The organism is Stenotrophomonas sp. Ste96 (assembly GCF_024519495.1).
GTDB classification, from domain to species: domain Bacteria; phylum Pseudomonadota; class Gammaproteobacteria; order Xanthomonadales; family Xanthomonadaceae; genus Stenotrophomonas; species Stenotrophomonas bentonitica_A.
In genome coordinates this window covers 204,385-220,399 of record NZ_JALJRX010000003.1, presented here as the reverse complement: position 1 = coordinate 220,399, position 16,015 = coordinate 204,385, and the positions used below count along the sequence as shown (strand labels likewise).

The following is a 16,015-nucleotide window of genomic DNA, read 5'->3' as shown; positions in this document are numbered from 1 at the left end:
CTTCCGTATTCGATCCTGGTTCCCGCATGACCCAACTCGCCTCCAGCTACGACCCCAAATCCTTTGAAACCGCGTTGTACGACGCGTGGGAGAAGGCCGGCCATTTCAAGCCGTCCGGCAAGGGCGAGCCGTACACCATCCTGCTGCCGCCGCCGAACGTGACCGGTACGCTGCACATGGGCCATGCCTTCCAGCAGACCCTGATGGATGCGCTGGTGCGCTACCACCGCATGCGCGGCTACGACACCTTGTGGCAGGTGGGTACCGACCACGCCGGCATCGCCACCGAAATGGTGGTGTCGCGCAACCTGGCGCTGGCCGGCCAGGGCGAAACCCGCGATTCGCTGGGCCGCGACGGCTTCATCGAAAAGGTGTGGGAGTGGAAGGCGCAGTCCGGTGACACCATCGAGCGCCAGATGCGCCGCCTGGGCACCTCCAGCGACTGGTCGCGCAGCACCTTCACCATGGACCCGCAGCCGTCCGAAGCGGTGATAGAGGCCTTCGTGCGCTGGCACGAGCAGGGCCTGATCTACCGTGGCCAGCGCCTGGTCAACTGGGATCCGGTGCTCAAGACCGCCATTTCCGATCTGGAAGTGGAGAGCGTGGAGGAAGACGGTTTCCTGTGGTCGATCAGCTACCCGCTGGCCGATGGCAGCGGCACCCTGACCGTGGCCACCACCCGCCCGGAAACCATGCTGGGCGACACCGCGGTGATGGTGCACCCGGACGATGAGCGCTACGCGCACCTGATCGGCAAGAAGGTGAAGCTGCCGCTGACCGATCGCGAGATTCCGGTGATCGCCGATGATTACGTCGACCGCGAGTTCGGTACCGGCGTGGTCAAGGTAACCCCCGCCCACGATTTCAACGATTACCAGGTTGGCCTGCGCCACAACCTGCCGATGATCAACCTGTTCACCCCGGACGCGGCGATCAACGACAACGCCCCGGAGAAGTACCGCGGGCTGGACCGTTACGACGCGCGCAAGGTGATCCTGGCTGAGCTGGAAGACCTCGGCATCCTGGTCGAGACCAAGGCACACAAGCTGCAGGTGCCCCGTGGCGACCGCACCCAGCAGGTGATCGAGCCCTACCTGACCGACCAGTGGTTCGTGAAGATGGACGTGCTGGCCAAGCGCGGCCTGGAGCTGGTCGAGAACGGCAGCATCCAGTTCGTGCCGGCCAACTGGATCAACACCTATCGCCACTGGATGGAGAACATCCAGGATTGGTGCATCAGCCGCCAGCTGTGGTGGGGCCATCGCATTCCGGCGTGGTTCGACGACGCGGGCAACTGCTATGTCGGCCGCGACGAAGCCGAAGCGCGCGCGAAGAACAACCTCGCCGCCGACCTCGCCCTGCACCAGGACAGCGACGTGCTGGAGACCTGGTTCTCCTCGCAGCTGTGGCCGTTCTCCACGCTGGGCTGGCCGAACGAACAGGCGATGGCCGAGCGCGGTTTCGAGCGCTACCTGCCGTCTGCGGTGCTGGTCACCGGCTTTGACATCATCTTCTTCTGGGTGGCCCGCATGATCATGGCCACCGACAGCTTCACCGGGAAGATTCCGTTCAAGGACATCTACATGACCGGCCTGATCCGCGATGCGCAGGGTCAGAAGATGTCCAAGTCCAAGGGCAACGTGCTCGACCCGCTGGACATCATCGATGGTATTTCCATCGAAGACCTGGTCGCCAAGCGCACCACCGGCCTGATGAAGCCCAAGGATGCGCCGAAGATCGAGAAGGCGACCCGCCGCGAGTTCCCCGATGGCATCATCGCCCACGGTGCCGATGCGCTGCGCTTCACCATCGCGGCCCTGGCCACCCACGGCCGCGACATCAAGTTCGACATGAACCGCGCCGAGGGCTACAAGAATTTCTGCAACAAGCTGTGGAACGCCAGCCGCTTCACCCTGATGAACACCGAGGGCAGCACGTTCACCGGTGTGCCTCAGCCGCGTACCGACGCCGAGCGCTGGATTCTCGCGCGCCTGGCGGCGGTCTCGGCCGAAGCCCAGACGCATTTCGCCAACTACCGCTTCGACCTGCTGGCGCAGTGCCTGTACGAATTCGCCTGGAACGAGTTCTGCGACTGGTTCCTGGAGCTGACCAAGCCGGCCCTCAACGGCGCCGACGCCGAGGATGCCAACAGCACCCGCCACACCCTGCTGTACGTGCTCGAAGCGCTGCTGCGCCTGCTGCACCCGTTGATTCCGTTCGTCACCGAGCAGCTGTGGGGCCAGGTCGCCCCGCGCCTGGGCATCACCGATGACACCATCTCCCAGCGCCCGTATCCGACCGCGGAGGAATTCGCTGGTGACTTCGCCCGCGCCGAATCAGACGTGGAATGGCTGAAGTCGATGGTCAATGCGCTGCGCCGCGTGCGCAGCGAGTTGAACGTGCCGCCGTCCAAGCTGGTGCCGCTGCTGCTGCAGGGCGGCAATGACGACGACCGCGCGCGCATGACCCGCTTCACCGCCTCGCTGTCGTTCCTGCTCAAGCTGGAGCGCATCGAGTGGCTGGCCAACGGCAGCGACACGCCGCCAGCCGCCACCGCGATCGTGGGCGACCTGACCCTGCTGGTGCCGCTGGAAGGCCTGGTCGATCTGGGCGCCGAACGCGCGCGCCTGGACAAGGAAATCGCCCGGGTGGAATCGGAAAAGGAAAAGAGCGGGACCAAGCTGGCCAAGTTCACCGACAAGGTGCCGGCGGCCGTGGTCGAGCAGGAGCGCGTGCGCCTGGTCGAATGGACCGCGCAGCTGGATGGCCTGCGTTCGCAGCGCGCGAAGCTGTAAGCGCTGGGGGGAGGTAGTGCCACGCCATGCGTGGCTGCCTTCCGGGGCGGGATGACGCGCAGCCACCCATGGGGTGGCTCTACACCACGCGGTCAGAGCGGCGGCATCACCTGGATGTCGTCGTCGACCAGCTCGATGGCCATCACCAGCGCATCCTCGCGCCCCTCTCGGGCGGGGTAATAGCGGGGCCGGCGGCCGATCTCGTTGAAGCCCTCGCTGTGGTACAGCGCCACCGCCGGGGTATTGGACGGGCGCACTTCCAGGAACACGCGGTGCGCGCCGTGGTCGCGGGCCAGCTTCACCAGCGCGCGCAGCAGATGCCGGCCGTGGCCGCGCGACTGGCACAGCGAGTCCACGCAGATATTGAGGATGTGGGCTTCATCGGCGGCGATGCTGAGCAGGCCGTAGCCCATCAGCAGGCCGTCCTCTTCCATCGCCAGGCCGGGATAACCGGCACGCAGGCAGTCCTGGAAGATGCCGCGGGTCCACGGGTACGGATACCCGCGCACTTCGATCGCCATCACCGCATTGAGGTCGCTTTCGCGCAGCGCGCGCAGCGACAACGGCCGTGGCGAGCTCACCGCGCTCACGGGCGGTTCTTCCTGCGCAGGGCACGCAACTGCGGCCACAGCGCACGCTTGGCGGCCGCACTGCCGCGCAGTTCATCCAGGTTCCAGCTGGCCATCAAGGCCTGGGTATCCGGTTCGGCGGGGTTGCAGCCGGAGGCACGCAGCAGCGCGATCTGCAGGCGATCAGGCATCCGCACCGCGGCGCGGCGGCCACCGCTCGCGCGCACGGGTGTCGCGGCCGGCGGGCTGCCGGGCGCGCCTGCTTCCACCGTGCGCGGGGCACTGCGCCGTACCGGTGCGGGCGCGTCCGCCGATGGCGCCGGCCGTGCGGGGCGTACGGGCACCGGCGGCTCGGCCACCGGGGCCGCGCGCAGCTCGATCTCGGGCATCACCACCGCCTCGGGCGCGACACTGCCGTCGACGAACACCGTGTAGCCCATGGCCTGCAGCCAGGACTGCTGCGCCGGCGACCACAATGGCGGCAGCGCCCGCCCGCTCACGCGTTCGGCTCGACCGGCCTGCGGGTGCGTTGCCACACCCAGTAGCACGGGCCGGACAGGGCATACACCAGGCCCACCGCGAACAGCACGCGCGGCAGATCGATGACCATGATCGCGATGGCGATCGGCACCAGGGCCAGCGCCAGGAACGGCACGCGGTCCGCGCGCGGCCCCTTCTCGCCACTGCCCTTGAAGCTCCAGAAGCGGATCCGGCTGACCATCAGCAGGGCCGAGACCAGGGTCACGCCGAGGGCGACGTAGCGCAGCTGGTTGCCGTCCCAGCCCAGGTTGCCATCGGCGAAGGCCCAGACGAAGGACATCATCAGGCCGGCGGCAGCCGGGCTGGCCAGCCCGATGAACCAGCGCTTGTCGACCACCGTGACCTGGGTATTGAAGCGGGCCAGGCGCAACGCGGCGCAGGCGGCATACAGGAAGGCGACCGCCCAGCCGACGCGGCCGAGTACCGGGTCGTCGAACTTCAGCCAGGACAGCGACCAGTGGTACATCACCAGGGCCGGGGCCATGCCGAAGCTGACCAGGTCGGCCAGCGAGTCGTACTGCACGCCGAATTCGCTGCTGGTCCCGGTCAGCCGGGCCACGCGGCCGTCCAGGCCGTCCATGACCGCCGCGACGAACACGGCGATGGCGGCATTGACGAAGTCGCCGTTGGCCGCGGCGATGATCGCGTAGAAGCCGGCGAACAGGCCTGCGGTGGTGAACAGGTTGGGCAGCAGGTAGATGCTGCGCGAGCGCGGCGGGGGTTTCAGTTGATCCATGCGGCCAGTTTAGTGGCTGCGGTGCCCTTTGGGGCAGTGCCAGCGCGCCGCGCCCTGCCATTGCTGCCGTGATCGGCTTGCCAGCGCCGGCCCGGGGTGCTGCAATCGCGCTTCTGCCCCGTCTCCGGAGTCGCCATGCGTGCCCTGTCCCGTCTGAGCGCCCTGCTGCTGCTCGCCAGTGCGACGGCCAGTGCCGGCACCGTCTATAAGTGGAAAGACGCCCATGGCGTGACCCAGTATTCGGAGAAGCCGCCCACCGGGCAGAACTACGAGGCCCGCCAGGTCCAACACCGCGACCCGGCCCCGCGCGAGGCGGCGGCCGCCCCGGCCGAGAACAGCGACTGCACCACCGCCCGCGGCAATATCGTCCTGCTCGATGGGCCGGGCAAGGTCATGCAGGACACCGATGGCGACGGCAAGGCCGATACCGCCCTGACCGATGCGCAGCGCAGCGCCCAGAGGACCCTGGCCGAGGCCGCCATCCAGGCGTACTGCACGCCCAAGGCCTGAGCCGCCGGTCCCGGCAAGGGCCAAAACCACCGCCAGCACCCATCGCGGCGGCCGGACTGGCAGAATATCGGCTTCTGCCGTTCAGCGAAGCCGACGATGCGCCTCTCCCAGTTCCACCTGCACACCACCAAGGAAACCCCCAGCGACGCGGAGCTGACCAGCCACCGCTTGATGCTGCGCGCGGGCATGATCCGCAAGCTGGCCTCGGGGCTGTACACCTGGTCGCCGCTGGGCCTGCGCGTGCTGCGCAAGGTCGAGCGCATCGTGCGTGAGGAAATGGAGCGTGCCGGCGCGGTGGAATTCCAGATTCCGACCATCCAGCCCAAGGAACTGTGGGAAGCCACCGGCCGCTGGGAAAAGTTCGGCCCGCAGCTGCTGAAGATCAAGGACCGCAAGGAGCAGGTGTTCTGCTACAGCCCGACCGCCGAAGAGGCCGCTGCCGATTTCGCGCGCCAGGAGCTGTCCAGCTACAAGCAGCTGCCGGTCAATTTCTTCCAGATCCAGACCAAGTTCCGCGACGAGATCCGCCCGCGTTTCGGCGTGATGCGCGCGCGCGAGTTCCTGATGAAGGATGCGTACTCCTTCCACCTGCACGATGAGTGCCTGGTGCGCGAGTACGAAAACATGAAGTCGGCCTATGCCCGCATCTTCACCCGCCTCGGCCTGGATTTCCGCATGGTGCAGGCCGACTCCGGCGCGATCGGTGGCGACGCCTCGCAGGAATTCCACGTGATCGCCGAGTCCGGCGAAGACGCGCTGGTGTTTTCCACCGGCTCGGATTACGCCGCGAACATGGAAGCGGCCATCGCCGCGGCTCCGGGCGAGCGCCCGGCCGCCAGCGAAGCACTGCGCAAGGTCGACACGCCCACGCAGAAAACCTGTGAAGCCGTGGCCGCCCTGCTCGGCCTGGGCCTGGAGCGCACGGTCAAGTCGATCGCGATCATGAGCGAGGGCGGCTTCGTGCTGGCGCTGGTGCGTGGCGATCACGACGTCAATGAAATCAAACTCGGTAAAGTCGAGGGCCTGCAGGGCTACCGCATGGCCAGCGAGGCGGAGATCGCCACGCACCTGGGCAGCCAGCCCGGTTTCCTCGGCCCGCTCAATCCGGCCCAGCCGATCCGCATCGTCGCCGACCGCGACGTCGCCGCGCTGGCCGATTTCGTCGTCGGCGCCAACGAAGCCGGTTTCCACATCGCCGGCGTGAACTGGGGCCGTGACCTGCCCGAACCGGAAGTGGCGGACATCCGCAACGCCAAGGCCGGTGATCGTGCCGCCGATGGGGGTGAGCTGAAGATCGCGCGCGGCATCGAGGTCGGCCACGTGTTCCAGCTCGGCCGCCAGTATGCGCAGGCGTTGAATGCGACCGTGCTCGACGAGAACGGCAAGGCCGCGGTATTGGCGATGGGCTGCTACGGCATCGGCATTTCGCGCATCGTGGCTGCAGCGATTGAACAGAATCATGACGACGCCGGCATTATCTGGCCCGACGCGATGGCGCCGTGGCAGGTGGTGGTCTGCATGATCAACCCGAAGCAGGACGAGACCGTGTCGGCCACTGCCGCCGAGCTGCTTGCACAGCTGCAGGCCGCCGGCCTGGACGTGGCCCTGGACGACCGCGGCCTGCGCCCGGGCGCGATGTTTGCCGACATGGAACTGATCGGCGTGCCGCACCGGATCGTGGTGTCCGAACGTGGTGTCGCCGCCGGCACGTTCGAGTACCGCGCGCGCAGCGCCGCCGAAGCCGAAGTCCTGGACAAGGACGCACTGCTGGCGAAGTTGACGCAGTAATGACAAAGGCCGGGTGAATAACCCGGCCTTTTCAATGGCGGACCCGGTTTCAATATCTCCGGTTTGTTTGTGTATTTCGCAAAAGAGAATGTATGCTGTTTCCGATGCCAAGGACCGGCTCACCCTGTCCTTAATATATTGCGGAGTAGTAGATGAGCATTGACCTGAGCGGCCTGTCCGCCAAAGAGCTGGGCGCGCTGATCAAGAACGCCAAGAAGCAGCAGACCATCGTGGCCAAGCGTCCGGCGATCAGCAAGGTCCGCGCGCAGCTGACCAAGCTGGCCAAGGCCCAGGGCTATTCGGTGGAAGAACTGTTCGGCGGCGCCGCCCCGGCCGCACGCGGTCGTGCCGCGGGCAAGGCGACCAAGGCCCCGGCCAAGGCCGTGCGCAAGCTTGGCAAGGTGGCCCCGAAGTACCGCAATCCGGCCAACCCGAAGGAAACCTGGACCGGCCGTGGCAAGCAGCCGCGCTGGCTGGCCGCGCATACCGCCAAGGGCAAGAAGGTCGAAGAGTTCCTGATCAAGAAGTAAGCCGGTCAGTTACTGACGCACATGGAAACGCCGGCCTCGCGCCGGCGTTTTCGTTCCTGGTGCACCCCTGCGCGATGGCCGCGGCGGTCAGAGATTCTTGCGTGCCGGGATCAGCAGATTGCCGAACAGCAGCCCGGCCACCAGTGCCATCACCACGTTGAGCACAGTCATCAGCACGGTCTGGCCGGCGCTCATGTCCTGCTGCTGGACCAGGGTCAGCACGCCACGCAGGCTGGTACTGCCGGGCACCAGCATGATGATGCCGGGCAAGCGGATGATCGCGCCCGGGCGCTGCGCCAGGCGACCAAACAGGTTGCCTGCGGCCGTGAGCAGCATCGCCGACATGAAAATGCCGGCCGGTATGCCCCAGGCCTGGCCCGCGAATTTTGAAATCGCATAGCCGGCCACCGCCGCGGCCATCACCCACGGAAAATCGCGCCGGTTGGCCTTGAACAGCATCGCGAACGCGAAGGCGGCCAGCAGCAACGCACCCCACTCGACCCAATCGGCCTGTGGACGCGACGCGCGCACCAGCGGTTCCAGCCCGACGATGCCGGACAGGGTCACCGCGATCACCGCGCCCACCGTCAATTTCAGAATCGTGGTCACCGCCCCGGCGAAGCGTGCCGTCCCCGAGACCCAGTGCTGGCTGGCCAGTTCGTTGACCGCATTGGTCAGCGACATCCCGGGCAGCAGCACCACCAGCGAGGCGATGATCACCGTATTGAGGTTGAGCGCGCCGATGAACGAGGCCACCAGCGTTGCCACCGAACCGGCCAGCAGCGCCGCCAGGGCTTCGTTGGCCTCGCGCGTGGCCGGGCGGCGGTCGGTGTACATGCCCATGACGCCGATCAGCAGCCCGATCACGCCGGCGGTGGCGATATCCAGCCACGGCAGTTTCCACAGCCCGGCCACGCCGGCCGCGCCGAGGCTGTAGGAGAGAATCGTGCGGACCTTGCCCCAGCGCCCGGGGTCCTTGTCCAGCTGCCGCAGCGCGGTATGCCCCTGCGCGATGCTCATGGTGCCGTTGGCAACCGCATCGGTGATCTGGTCGGCGATGCTGAGTTTATGCAGATCGTTTTCGCCCGGGGCCAGGCGGATCACGCGGGTGATGTCCGACGAACCGATCGCCTTGGTCGGGTCGCTGAAACTCAGGATCAGGCCGGTCGGGTTCGACCACGGCTCGCAATCCAGGTCCAGCCTCTGCGCCAGGGCGACCACCGCCGCCTCCAGCCGCTGCGCGGTGGTGCCATAGCTGTGCAGGCGCCCGGCCATTTCCGAAACGAAGGCCACGCGCTGAGCGTAGGTGGCCGGTGGTGCAACGATGGTGGGGGCGTCGGCAGACATGCGCCGTAGTATTACCCGAACACGCCCCGGCCTGAAGAATCCCGGTGCCATGATGCAGCCGCGCGCATGCCCGGCAGTGCCGAGCGGCGTGCATGGACCGGTCCGGCGCATACGCGAGCCATGCACCCGGACAGGGTATGCTGCGCGCAGGACGCCTACATGACCTCAGACCAAGCCCCCCATCTCGAGCAGGATGCCCAGGACCCCGGCCTGATCCGGTTGTCTGGCCATTGGACATTACGCACCGCGCTGGACGCGGCCGAAGTGCTGCGCGGCCTCCCGGAGAAAGTGACCGGCCTGGACGCCAGCGGCATCACCCTGCTCGATTCGGCCGGCGTGCTGCAGCTGCTGCGTGTCGCGCACCGCGCCGACCTGGGCGAGGACGCGGTGACGTTCCGCGAGGAGCATCGCGCGCTGGTCTCCACCATCGAGGAAGTCGCCGACGACCGGCCCAAGGCCAAACGCGACTTCGGCGTGCTGGCCGCGCTGGAACGACTCGGTGTCAGCGTGCACGGCATGGGCCACAACATCGTGGCGTTGGCCAGTTTCCTGGGCGAGAACCTGGTCAAGGGCGCGCGCCTGATCAAGGAACCGCGCCGCTTCCGTCTTACTGCCACCGTCGCGCAGATGGAGCAGGTCGGCCTGGACGCGGTGCCGCTGGTGGCCCTGCTGTCGTATCTGGTCGGCGCGGTGATCGCCTTCCTCGGCTCCACGATCCTGCGCGACTTCGGCGCGGAGATCTATGTAGTCGAACTGGTCAGCATCGCCTTCCTGCGCGAGTTCGCGGTGCTGTTGACCGCCATCGTGCTGGCCGGCCGCACCGCCAGTGCGTTCACCGCGCAGATCGGCGCGATGAAGGCCCGCGAAGAAATCGACGCGATGAAGACGCTCGGCCTGGACCCGGTCGACCTGCTGGTGCTGCCGCGCCTGATCGCCCTGCTGATCACCCTGCCGCTGCTGACCTTCATCGCCATGGTCGCCGGCCTGGCCGGCGGCATCACCGTCGGCGCGTTCGATCTGGATATCCCGCCGCAGATGTACATCGCGCGGATGCACGACACCATGGAAGTGCGCAACATGCTGGTCGGCCTGTCCAAGGCCCCGGTGTTCGCGCTGGTGATCGGCCTGATCGGCTGCCTGGAAGGCCTCAAGGTTGAAGGCACCGCGCAGTCGGTCGGTGAGCGCACCACCTCCAGCGTGGTACAGGCGATTTCGCTGGTGATCATCCTCGACGCGTTCGCCGCGCTGTGGTTCATGAAGATGGGCTGGTAACCGATGAGCACCGATACCGCCCCGGCCATCGACCGCGACGACGCCGCCACCGGTGATGGTGAACTGCTGATCCGCGTGCGCGGACTGACCAACCGTTTCGGCGCGCAGGTCGTGCACGACGGGCTGGACCTGGACGTGCGCCGCGGCGAGATTCTCGGCGTGGTCGGCGGCTCGGGTACCGGCAAATCGGTGTTGATGCGCAGCATCCTCGGCCTGCGCACGCCCGATGACGGCCAGATCGAGGTGCTCGGCGTCGACGCCCGCTCCAGTGACCCGGCCAACCGCCTGCATATCGAACGCAATACCGGCGTGCTGTTCCAGGATGGCGCCCTGTTCTCCTCGCTCACCGTGGGCGAGAACGTGCAGGTGCCGCTGAAGGAACACCACGGCGAGCTGCCCGAGCGCTGGCATTACGAGCTGGCCCTGCTCAAGGTGAAGCTGGCCGGCCTGCCGGCCGATGCGATCAACAAGCTCCCCTCGCAGCTGTCCGGCGGCATGCGCAAGCGCGCCGGCCTGGCCCGGGCGCTGGCGCTGGACCCGCCGCTGCTGTTCCTGGACGAGCCCACCGCCGGGCTGGATCCGATCGGTGCGGCCGCCTTCGACCGCCTGATCAAGACCCTGCAGGAAGCGCTGGGCCTGACGGTCTTCCTGATCACACATGATCTGGACACGCTGTATGCGATCTGTGACCGGGTGGCGGTGCTGGCCGACAAGAAAGTCATCGCCAATGCCCCGCTGCACGAGATCGAACAACTGGACCACCCGTGGATCCAGGAGTACTTCCACGGACCGCGCGCGCGTGCTGCGCGCGATGCAAAGCACGAGAGCGAGTAAGCCATGGAAACCAAAGCCAATTACGTCCTGATCGGCGCCTTCACCCTGATAGTGGGCCTGGCGCTGCTGGCCTTCGGCCTGTGGGCCGCCAAGTACTCCTCCGATCGCACCTGGACCGAGTACCGCGTGGTGTTCCGCGAGGCCGTCACCGGCCTGTCAGTCGGCAGCCCGGTGCAGTACAACGGCATCGCGGTCGGCTCGATCACCGAACTGAACCTGGTACCGGACGATCCGCGCCAGGTGGTCGCACGGATCCGCCTGAACTCCAATACGCCGGTCAAGACCGACACCCGCGCCAAGCTGGCGATCACCAGCCTGACCGGCCCGTCGATCATCCAGCTCAGTGGCGGCACGCCGCAGTCGCCCGCGCTGACCGCGGTCAACAAGGATCCGGCCCCGATCATCCCGACCACCCCCTCGGCGCTGCAGAACATCACCGACGTGGCCAACCGCATCGTCGAGCGCATGGACCAGGTGCTCAGCGACCGCAACGTGGCCAGCATCAACGCCACCCTGGCCAACCTGGAAACCATCAGCGGCGGCCTGGCCGACCGCGACCAGGGTACCCAGGCGCTGCTGCTGAGCGCGCGTGATGCCGCCCGCAGCCTGGATGTGACCCTCAAGAGCACCAACGGCACCATCCAGCGGCTGGACAAGAATCTGGTGCAGCAGCTGCCGCCGATCCTGGACAAGCTGGAAACCACGCTGAGCAAGCTGGACTCGGCGGCCGGCAATGCCGACTCGATCCTTGGCGAGAACCGGGCCGCGATCAACAGCTTCGCCAATGATGGCCTGGCCCAGCTCGGCCCGACCCTCACCGAGCTGCGCGGCCTGATCCGCGACCTGCGCCGGGTCAGCGACCGGCTGGACAACAACCCGGCACGCTATCTGCTCGGCCGTGACGCACCCAAGGAGTTCGAACCCAAATGAGCCACGCGACCTTCTTCCGGCCCCTGCTGCCGATCGCCCTGATCGCCGCGCTTGGCGGCTGCTCGCTGCTGGGCAGCAACGAACGCAGCGCGGTGACGATCTATTCGCCCGTGGTGCGCATCCAGGCCGACCCGAGCTGGCCGACCGTCGATTGGCAGCTGGTGCTGGTCAAGCCCAGCGCCGCCCGCGTGGTCGACAGCCCGCGCATCAACGTGCGTCCGACCCCCTCCGAGCTGGAGGTCTACAAGGGCGTGAGCTGGGCCCAGCCGGCCACCGACATGCTCGACGACGCGCTGGTGCGCGGCTTCGAGGATTCCGGCCGCATCAACGGCGTGGCCCGGGTTACCACCGGCATCCGCGCCGACTACAAGCTGGCCATGGACGTGCGCCGCTTCGAAGCCGATTACCGCGGCCAGGCCACGCCGACCGCGCTGATCGAAGTGAACGCCAAACTGATCCACGTGATCGACCAGCGCGTGGTCGCCGACCGCACCTTCCGCCAGGAAAACCCGGTGGGCAGCACCGACGTCGCCCAGGTCACCGCCGCGCTGGAACAGGGGCTGCAGACACTGACCACGAACGTGGTGGGCTGGACGCTGGTGACCGGCGAGCAGGATCACGCCCGCAGCGCGGTTACCCCTGCCCGGATGCGTTGATCCAGCGGAAGGTCAGATTGAGGCGCTCGGCCAGCGGTCGCGCGCTTTTGGGCAGGGAATGCTGGTAAAGGCGCTGGGTCTGCCCACCCATCACCAGCAGATCGCCATGGTCCAGCAGCACCTCGGCCTTTTTCGCATGGTCGTCCCGTCGCCGCAGCAGGAACCGCCGCCCCGCGCCCAGGCTCAGTGACGCGATCACCGGCGCCGGCCCCAGCTCGGGCTCGTTGTCACTGTGCCAGCCCATCCCATCATCGCCGTCGCGGTAACGGTTGAGCAGCACGCTGTTGAACGCGTGGCCACAGAATGCGGCCAGCTGATCGCGCAGCGGCAGCAGCGCCGGATGCCACGGCTGCGGCACGAACTCGGTACCGGAATAGCGGTAGCGGGCGGCCGGGTCGCCCATCCAGCAGCTCAGCCGCGGGGAATCGACCTGGCGGCCGAACATGCGGATCCTGTGCACCTCCCACGGGACATCCTCGCGCAGCGTGCGCTGGAGGGTGTCGGCGGCGTCGCGGGGCAGCCAGTGGCGGTGCCAGTGCACCTCAGCCTCGCGCAGATGCAGATCCATGGAATCCTCAACGACTATCGTGGTGCCCGTCGCACGGGCACCACGGCGGCGACAGCGATCAGGCCTGGCCGAAGGCCACGCCGGTCTTTTCCTTCAGCTCATCGATACCCACGCCCGGCGCGGACTCGATCAGCACCAGGCCCTTGTCGGTGACATCGAACACGGCCAGGTCGGTGATGATGCGATCGACCACGCCAACCCCGGTCAGCGGCAGATTGCACTCGGACAGGATCTTGTGCTCGCCGTTCTTGGCGGTGTGCTCCATCAGCACCACCACGCGCTGAACGCCGGCGACCAGATCCATCGCCCCGCCCATGCCCTTGACCATCTTGCCGGGCACCATCCAGTTGGCCAGATCGCCCTTGTCGGTGACCTGCATCGCGCCGAGGATGGCCAGGTTGATATGACCGCCACGGATCATCGCGAAGCTGTCGTGGCTGCCAAAGTAGCTGGCGCCCGCGCGTGCGGTCACCGTCTGCTTGCCGGCGTTGATCAGGTCGGCATCCACTTCGGCTTCGGTCGGGAACGGGCCGATGCCGAGCAGACCATTTTCGGACTGCAGCCAGACATCCACGCCGTCGGGAATGTGGTTGGCGACCAGGGTGGGCAGGCCGATGCCCAGGTTCACGTAGGCGCCGTCGGTCAGTTCGCGCGCGGCGCGCTGTGCCATTTCATCGCGGGTCCAGGCCATCTCAGTTCGCCTCCTGGCGCACGGTACGCTGTTCGATACGCTTCTCGGGGTGCGGGTTGTGCACGATGCGGTGCACGTAGATGCCCGGCAGGTGCACCTGGTCTGGGTCGATGCTGCCCACCGGCACCACCTCTTCCACTTCCACGATGCACAGCTTGCCGGCCATCGCGCAGGCCGGGTTGAAGTTGCGCGCGGTCTTGCGGAACACCAGGTTGCCGGCCTCGTCGGCCTTCCAGGCCTTGACCAGCGCTACGTCGGCCCGCAGCGCGGTCTCCATCACGTAGTGCTTGCCGTCGAACTCGCGGGTTTCCTTGCCTTCGGCCACCACCGTGCCGTAGCCGGTCGCGGTGAAGAAGGCCGGAATGCCCGCACCGCCGGCGCGCAGCCGCTCGGCCAGGGTGCCCTGCGGGTTGAACTCCAGCTCCAGCTCGCCGGCCAGGTACTGACGCTCGAACTCCTTGTTCTCGCCCACGTAGGAGGAGATCATCTTGCGGATCTGGCGGGTCGCCAGCAGCTGGCCGAGGCCGAAGCCATCCACGCCCGCATTGTTGGAGATCACAGTCAGGTCCTTGGCACCGGTATCGCGCAGCGCGGCGATCAGGGCCTCGGGAATACCGCACAGGCCGAACCCGCCGACCGCCAGGGTCTGGCCATCGGCGATGGCGCCTTGCAGCGCTTCAGCCGCACTGGCGTACTGCTTGCCACGTCGCCCGGCGTTGTCTGGGGACTTGCTCATCTACGCCCTCACCTCGTTGATGTAAGCGGCCATTGTAGCCATTGCCCGGGGCTTTCCCTGCCCCCGGGGTCCGGCGTTGACCCGGCCCGCACCGGTGAAAACGATTCCCATACACGGCAGCGGCTAAACTAGTGCGCTGACTGTCAGAAGGACTGAATAGATGACGCTCCCCGCATTCAAGGCGTACGACATCCGCGGCCGGGTTCCGGATGAACTGAACGAAGATCTGGCCCGCCGCATCGGCGTGGCCCTGGCCGCCCAGCTGTCGCCCGGCACGGTGGTGGTGGGCCACGATGTCCGCCTGACCAGCGGGGCCCTGCAGGATGCCCTGGCAGCCGGCCTGCGCGGCGCCGGCCGCGAGGTGCTCGACATCGGGCTGTGCGGGACTGAAGAAGTCTATTTCCAGGTCGACCACCTGAAGGCGGCCGGCGGGGTAATGGTCACCGCCAGCCATAATCCGATGGATTACAACGGCATGAAGCTGGTCAAGGAGCAGGCCCGTCCGATCAGCTCCGATACCGGCCTGTTCGCGATCTCCGACGCGGTCGAGGCCGACCAGGCCCCCGCGGCCGAGCCGAGCGCCGGCCTGCAGTCGCATCCGGACAAGAGCGCCTACATCGCCCACCTGCTGAGCTACATCGAGCCCAAGGCGCTCAAGCCGCTGAAGCTGGTGGTCAATGCCGGCAACGGCGGCGCCGGCACGATCGTGGATCTGCTCGCCCCGCACCTGCCGCTGGAGTTCATCCGCATCTGCCATGAACCCGACGGCAGCTTCCCCAACGGCATCCCCAACCCGCTGCTGCCGGAGAACCGCGAGCTCACCGCGCAGGCCGTGCGCGAGCATGGCGCGGACTTCGGCATCGCCTGGGATGGCGATTTCGACCGCTGCTTCTTCTTCGACCACAACGGCCGCTTCATCGAAGGCTATTACCTGGTCGGCCTGCTCGCCCAGGCGATCCTGGCGCGCCAGCCCGGCGGCAAGATCGTGCACGACCCGCGCCTGACCTGGAACACGGTGGAAATGGTGGAGGAAGCCGGTGGCCAGCCGGTGCTGTGCAAGAGCGGCCACGCCTTCATCAAGGAAAAGATGCGCTCGGAAAATGCCGTCTACGGCGGCGAGATGAGTGCGCATCACTATTTCCGCGAGTTCGCCTACGCCGATTCCGGGATGATCCCGTGGCTGCTGATCGCCGCGCTGGTCTCCGAGTCCGGCCGCTCGCTGGCCGACCTGGTCGAGGCGCGCATGCAGAAGTTCCCGTGCAGCGGCGAGATCAACTTCAAGGTGGCCGACGCCAAGCGTTCCGTTGCCCGCGTGATGGAGCACTACGCCGCGCAGGCGCCGTCGCTGGACCACACCGATGGCATCAGCGCCGATTTCGGCGACTGGCGCTTCAACCTGCGCAGCTCCAATACCGAGCCGCTGCTGCGCCTGAATGTTGAAACCCGCGGCGACGCAGCGCTGCTGCGCGCACGCACCGACGAAATTTCCCAGTTGCTCAAGGACGCCTGAGGC

15 protein-coding genes and 1 pseudogene are annotated in these 16,015 nt (G+C 67.1%); 9 read left to right on the top strand and 7 right to left on the bottom strand.

Annotated features, from left to right (window positions below; all coding sequences use genetic code 11):
- Window positions 1-26: 26 nt before the first annotated feature.
- Window positions 27-2,795: a valine--tRNA ligase gene (locus OC373_RS10355; RefSeq protein ID WP_070426580.1), complete on the top strand. Its 2,769-nt coding sequence runs from the start codon at window positions 27-29 to the stop codon at window positions 2,793-2,795.
- 92 nt (window positions 2,796-2,887) lie between these two features.
- Here OC373_RS10355 and rimI read toward each other — a convergent pair whose 3' ends face one another.
- Genes rimI through pssA form a run of 3 tightly spaced genes read right to left on the bottom strand, consistent with a single transcriptional unit; the run spans window position 2,888 to window position 4,640 of the window.
- On the bottom strand, window positions 2,888-3,385 hold the full coding sequence (gene rimI / locus OC373_RS10350) for a ribosomal protein S18-alanine N-acetyltransferase (RefSeq protein WP_261997656.1): 498 nt from the start codon (window positions 3,383-3,385) through the stop codon (window positions 2,888-2,890).
- Window positions 3,382-3,864, bottom strand: a complete 483-nt coding sequence (locus tag OC373_RS10345; RefSeq protein ID WP_070426578.1) for a hypothetical protein — start codon at window positions 3,862-3,864, stop codon at window positions 3,382-3,384. Before OC373_RS10345 ends, rimI begins: the two co-directional genes overlap by 4 nt.
- Window positions 3,861-4,640: a CDP-diacylglycerol--serine O-phosphatidyltransferase gene (gene pssA, locus OC373_RS10340; RefSeq protein ID WP_019182562.1), complete on the bottom strand. Its 780-nt coding sequence runs from the start codon at window positions 4,638-4,640 to the stop codon at window positions 3,861-3,863. The genes OC373_RS10345 and pssA overlap by 4 nt, the downstream gene beginning before the upstream one ends.
- A gap of 135 nt (window positions 4,641-4,775) precedes the next feature.
- On the opposite strand from pssA, the gene OC373_RS10335 reads away from it, so the two are divergent.
- The 3 genes and pseudogenes from OC373_RS10335 to OC373_RS10325 all read left to right on the top strand — a co-directional run.
- Entirely contained in the window at window positions 4,776-5,150 is a 375-nt protein-coding gene (locus OC373_RS10335) for a DUF4124 domain-containing protein (protein WP_070426577.1), read from the top strand.
- A 96-nt stretch (window positions 5,151-5,246) separates the two neighbouring features.
- A complete protein-coding gene (locus tag OC373_RS10330; RefSeq protein WP_019182564.1) occupies window positions 5,247-6,938 on the top strand; it encodes a proline--tRNA ligase in 1,692 nt (563 codons plus the stop codon).
- Window positions 6,939-7,090: 152 nt separating this feature from the next.
- Window positions 7,091-7,465: pseudogene (locus OC373_RS10325) on the top strand (H-NS histone family protein); the annotation flags it as partial.
- Window positions 7,466-7,555: 90 nt separating this feature from the next.
- Here the strand turns inward: OC373_RS10325 and OC373_RS10320 are convergent.
- The gene (locus OC373_RS10320) at window positions 7,556-8,815 is read right to left on the bottom strand and encodes a threonine/serine exporter family protein (protein ID WP_019182566.1); all 1,260 of its coding nucleotides are present in this window, start codon (window positions 8,813-8,815) and stop codon (window positions 7,556-7,558) included.
- 159 nt (window positions 8,816-8,974) lie between these two features.
- Here OC373_RS10320 and OC373_RS10315 point away from each other — a divergent pair, with 159 nt between their 5' ends.
- From OC373_RS10315 to OC373_RS10300, 4 genes are read left to right on the top strand one after another with little or no spacing between them, the layout of a single operon-like run.
- On the top strand, window positions 8,975-10,087 hold the full coding sequence (locus OC373_RS10315; RefSeq protein ID WP_070426576.1) for an ABC transporter permease: 1,113 nt from the start codon (window positions 8,975-8,977) through the stop codon (window positions 10,085-10,087).
- A gap of 3 nt (window positions 10,088-10,090) precedes the next feature.
- Complete coding sequence (locus OC373_RS10310; protein WP_019182568.1) at window positions 10,091-10,921, top strand: ABC transporter ATP-binding protein; 831 nt, start codon at window positions 10,091-10,093, stop codon at window positions 10,919-10,921.
- A gap of 3 nt (window positions 10,922-10,924) precedes the next feature.
- Window positions 10,925-11,851, top strand: coding sequence for an MlaD family protein (locus OC373_RS10305; protein ID WP_019182569.1), 927 nt, complete (start codon window positions 10,925-10,927; stop codon window positions 11,849-11,851).
- Complete coding sequence (locus tag OC373_RS10300) at window positions 11,848-12,507, top strand: ABC-type transport auxiliary lipoprotein family protein (protein WP_070426575.1); 660 nt, start codon at window positions 11,848-11,850, stop codon at window positions 12,505-12,507. Before OC373_RS10305 ends, OC373_RS10300 begins: the two co-directional genes overlap by 4 nt.
- Here the strand turns inward: OC373_RS10300 and OC373_RS10295 are convergent.
- The 3 genes from OC373_RS10295 to OC373_RS10285 are packed head-to-tail and all read right to left on the bottom strand — an operon-like array spanning window position 12,485 to window position 14,502.
- Window positions 12,485-13,075 carry an alpha-ketoglutarate-dependent dioxygenase AlkB gene (locus tag OC373_RS10295; RefSeq protein ID WP_070426574.1) on the bottom strand — a complete coding sequence of 197 codons (591 nt, stop codon included), beginning with the start codon at window positions 13,073-13,075 and terminating at the stop codon, window positions 12,485-12,487. The two genes, OC373_RS10300 and OC373_RS10295, sit on opposite strands and share 23 nt — an antisense overlap.
- 58 nt (window positions 13,076-13,133) lie before the next feature.
- Window positions 13,134-13,766: a CoA transferase subunit B gene (locus OC373_RS10290; protein ID WP_019182572.1), complete on the bottom strand. Its 633-nt coding sequence runs from the start codon at window positions 13,764-13,766 to the stop codon at window positions 13,134-13,136.
- A 1-nt stretch (window position 13,767) separates the two neighbouring features.
- Window positions 13,768-14,502: a CoA transferase subunit A gene (locus OC373_RS10285; protein ID WP_070426573.1), complete on the bottom strand. Its 735-nt coding sequence runs from the start codon at window positions 14,500-14,502 to the stop codon at window positions 13,768-13,770.
- Between the two features lie 160 nt (window positions 14,503-14,662).
- Between OC373_RS10285 and OC373_RS10280 the strand changes: the two genes are divergently transcribed.
- Window positions 14,663-16,012 (top strand): phosphomannomutase/phosphoglucomutase, encoded by a 1,350-nt coding sequence (locus OC373_RS10280; protein WP_019182574.1) that lies wholly within the window; start codon window positions 14,663-14,665, stop codon window positions 16,010-16,012.
- The last annotated feature ends 3 nt before the right edge of the window (window positions 16,013-16,015 follow it).

Coding starts and splice junctions, on each gene's coding strand:
- OC373_RS10280 (WP_019182574.1), top strand. CDS start 14,663: ATGACGCTCCCCGCATTCAAGGCGTACGACATCCGCGGCCGGGTTCCG.
- pssA (WP_019182562.1), bottom strand. CDS start 4,640: ATGGATCAACTGAAACCCCCGCCGCGCTCGCGCAGCATCTACCTGCTG.
- OC373_RS10310 (WP_019182568.1), top strand. CDS start 10,091: ATGAGCACCGATACCGCCCCGGCCATCGACCGCGACGACGCCGCCACC.
- OC373_RS10285 (WP_070426573.1), bottom strand. CDS start 14,502: ATGAGCAAGTCCCCAGACAACGCCGGGCGACGTGGCAAGCAGTACGCC.
- OC373_RS10290 (WP_019182572.1), bottom strand. CDS start 13,766: ATGGCCTGGACCCGCGATGAAATGGCACAGCGCGCCGCGCGCGAACTG.
- OC373_RS10315 (WP_070426576.1), top strand. CDS start 8,975: ATGACCTCAGACCAAGCCCCCCATCTCGAGCAGGATGCCCAGGACCCC.
- OC373_RS10335 (WP_070426577.1), top strand. CDS start 4,776: ATGCGTGCCCTGTCCCGTCTGAGCGCCCTGCTGCTGCTCGCCAGTGCG.
- OC373_RS10300 (WP_070426575.1), top strand. CDS start 11,848: ATGAGCCACGCGACCTTCTTCCGGCCCCTGCTGCCGATCGCCCTGATC.
- OC373_RS10320 (WP_019182566.1), bottom strand. CDS start 8,815: ATGTCTGCCGACGCCCCCACCATCGTTGCACCACCGGCCACCTACGCT.
- OC373_RS10295 (WP_070426574.1), bottom strand. CDS start 13,075: ATGGATCTGCATCTGCGCGAGGCTGAGGTGCACTGGCACCGCCACTGG.
- OC373_RS10355 (WP_070426580.1), top strand. CDS start 27: ATGACCCAACTCGCCTCCAGCTACGACCCCAAATCCTTTGAAACCGCG.
- OC373_RS10330 (WP_019182564.1), top strand. CDS start 5,247: ATGCGCCTCTCCCAGTTCCACCTGCACACCACCAAGGAAACCCCCAGC.
- OC373_RS10305 (WP_019182569.1), top strand. CDS start 10,925: ATGGAAACCAAAGCCAATTACGTCCTGATCGGCGCCTTCACCCTGATA.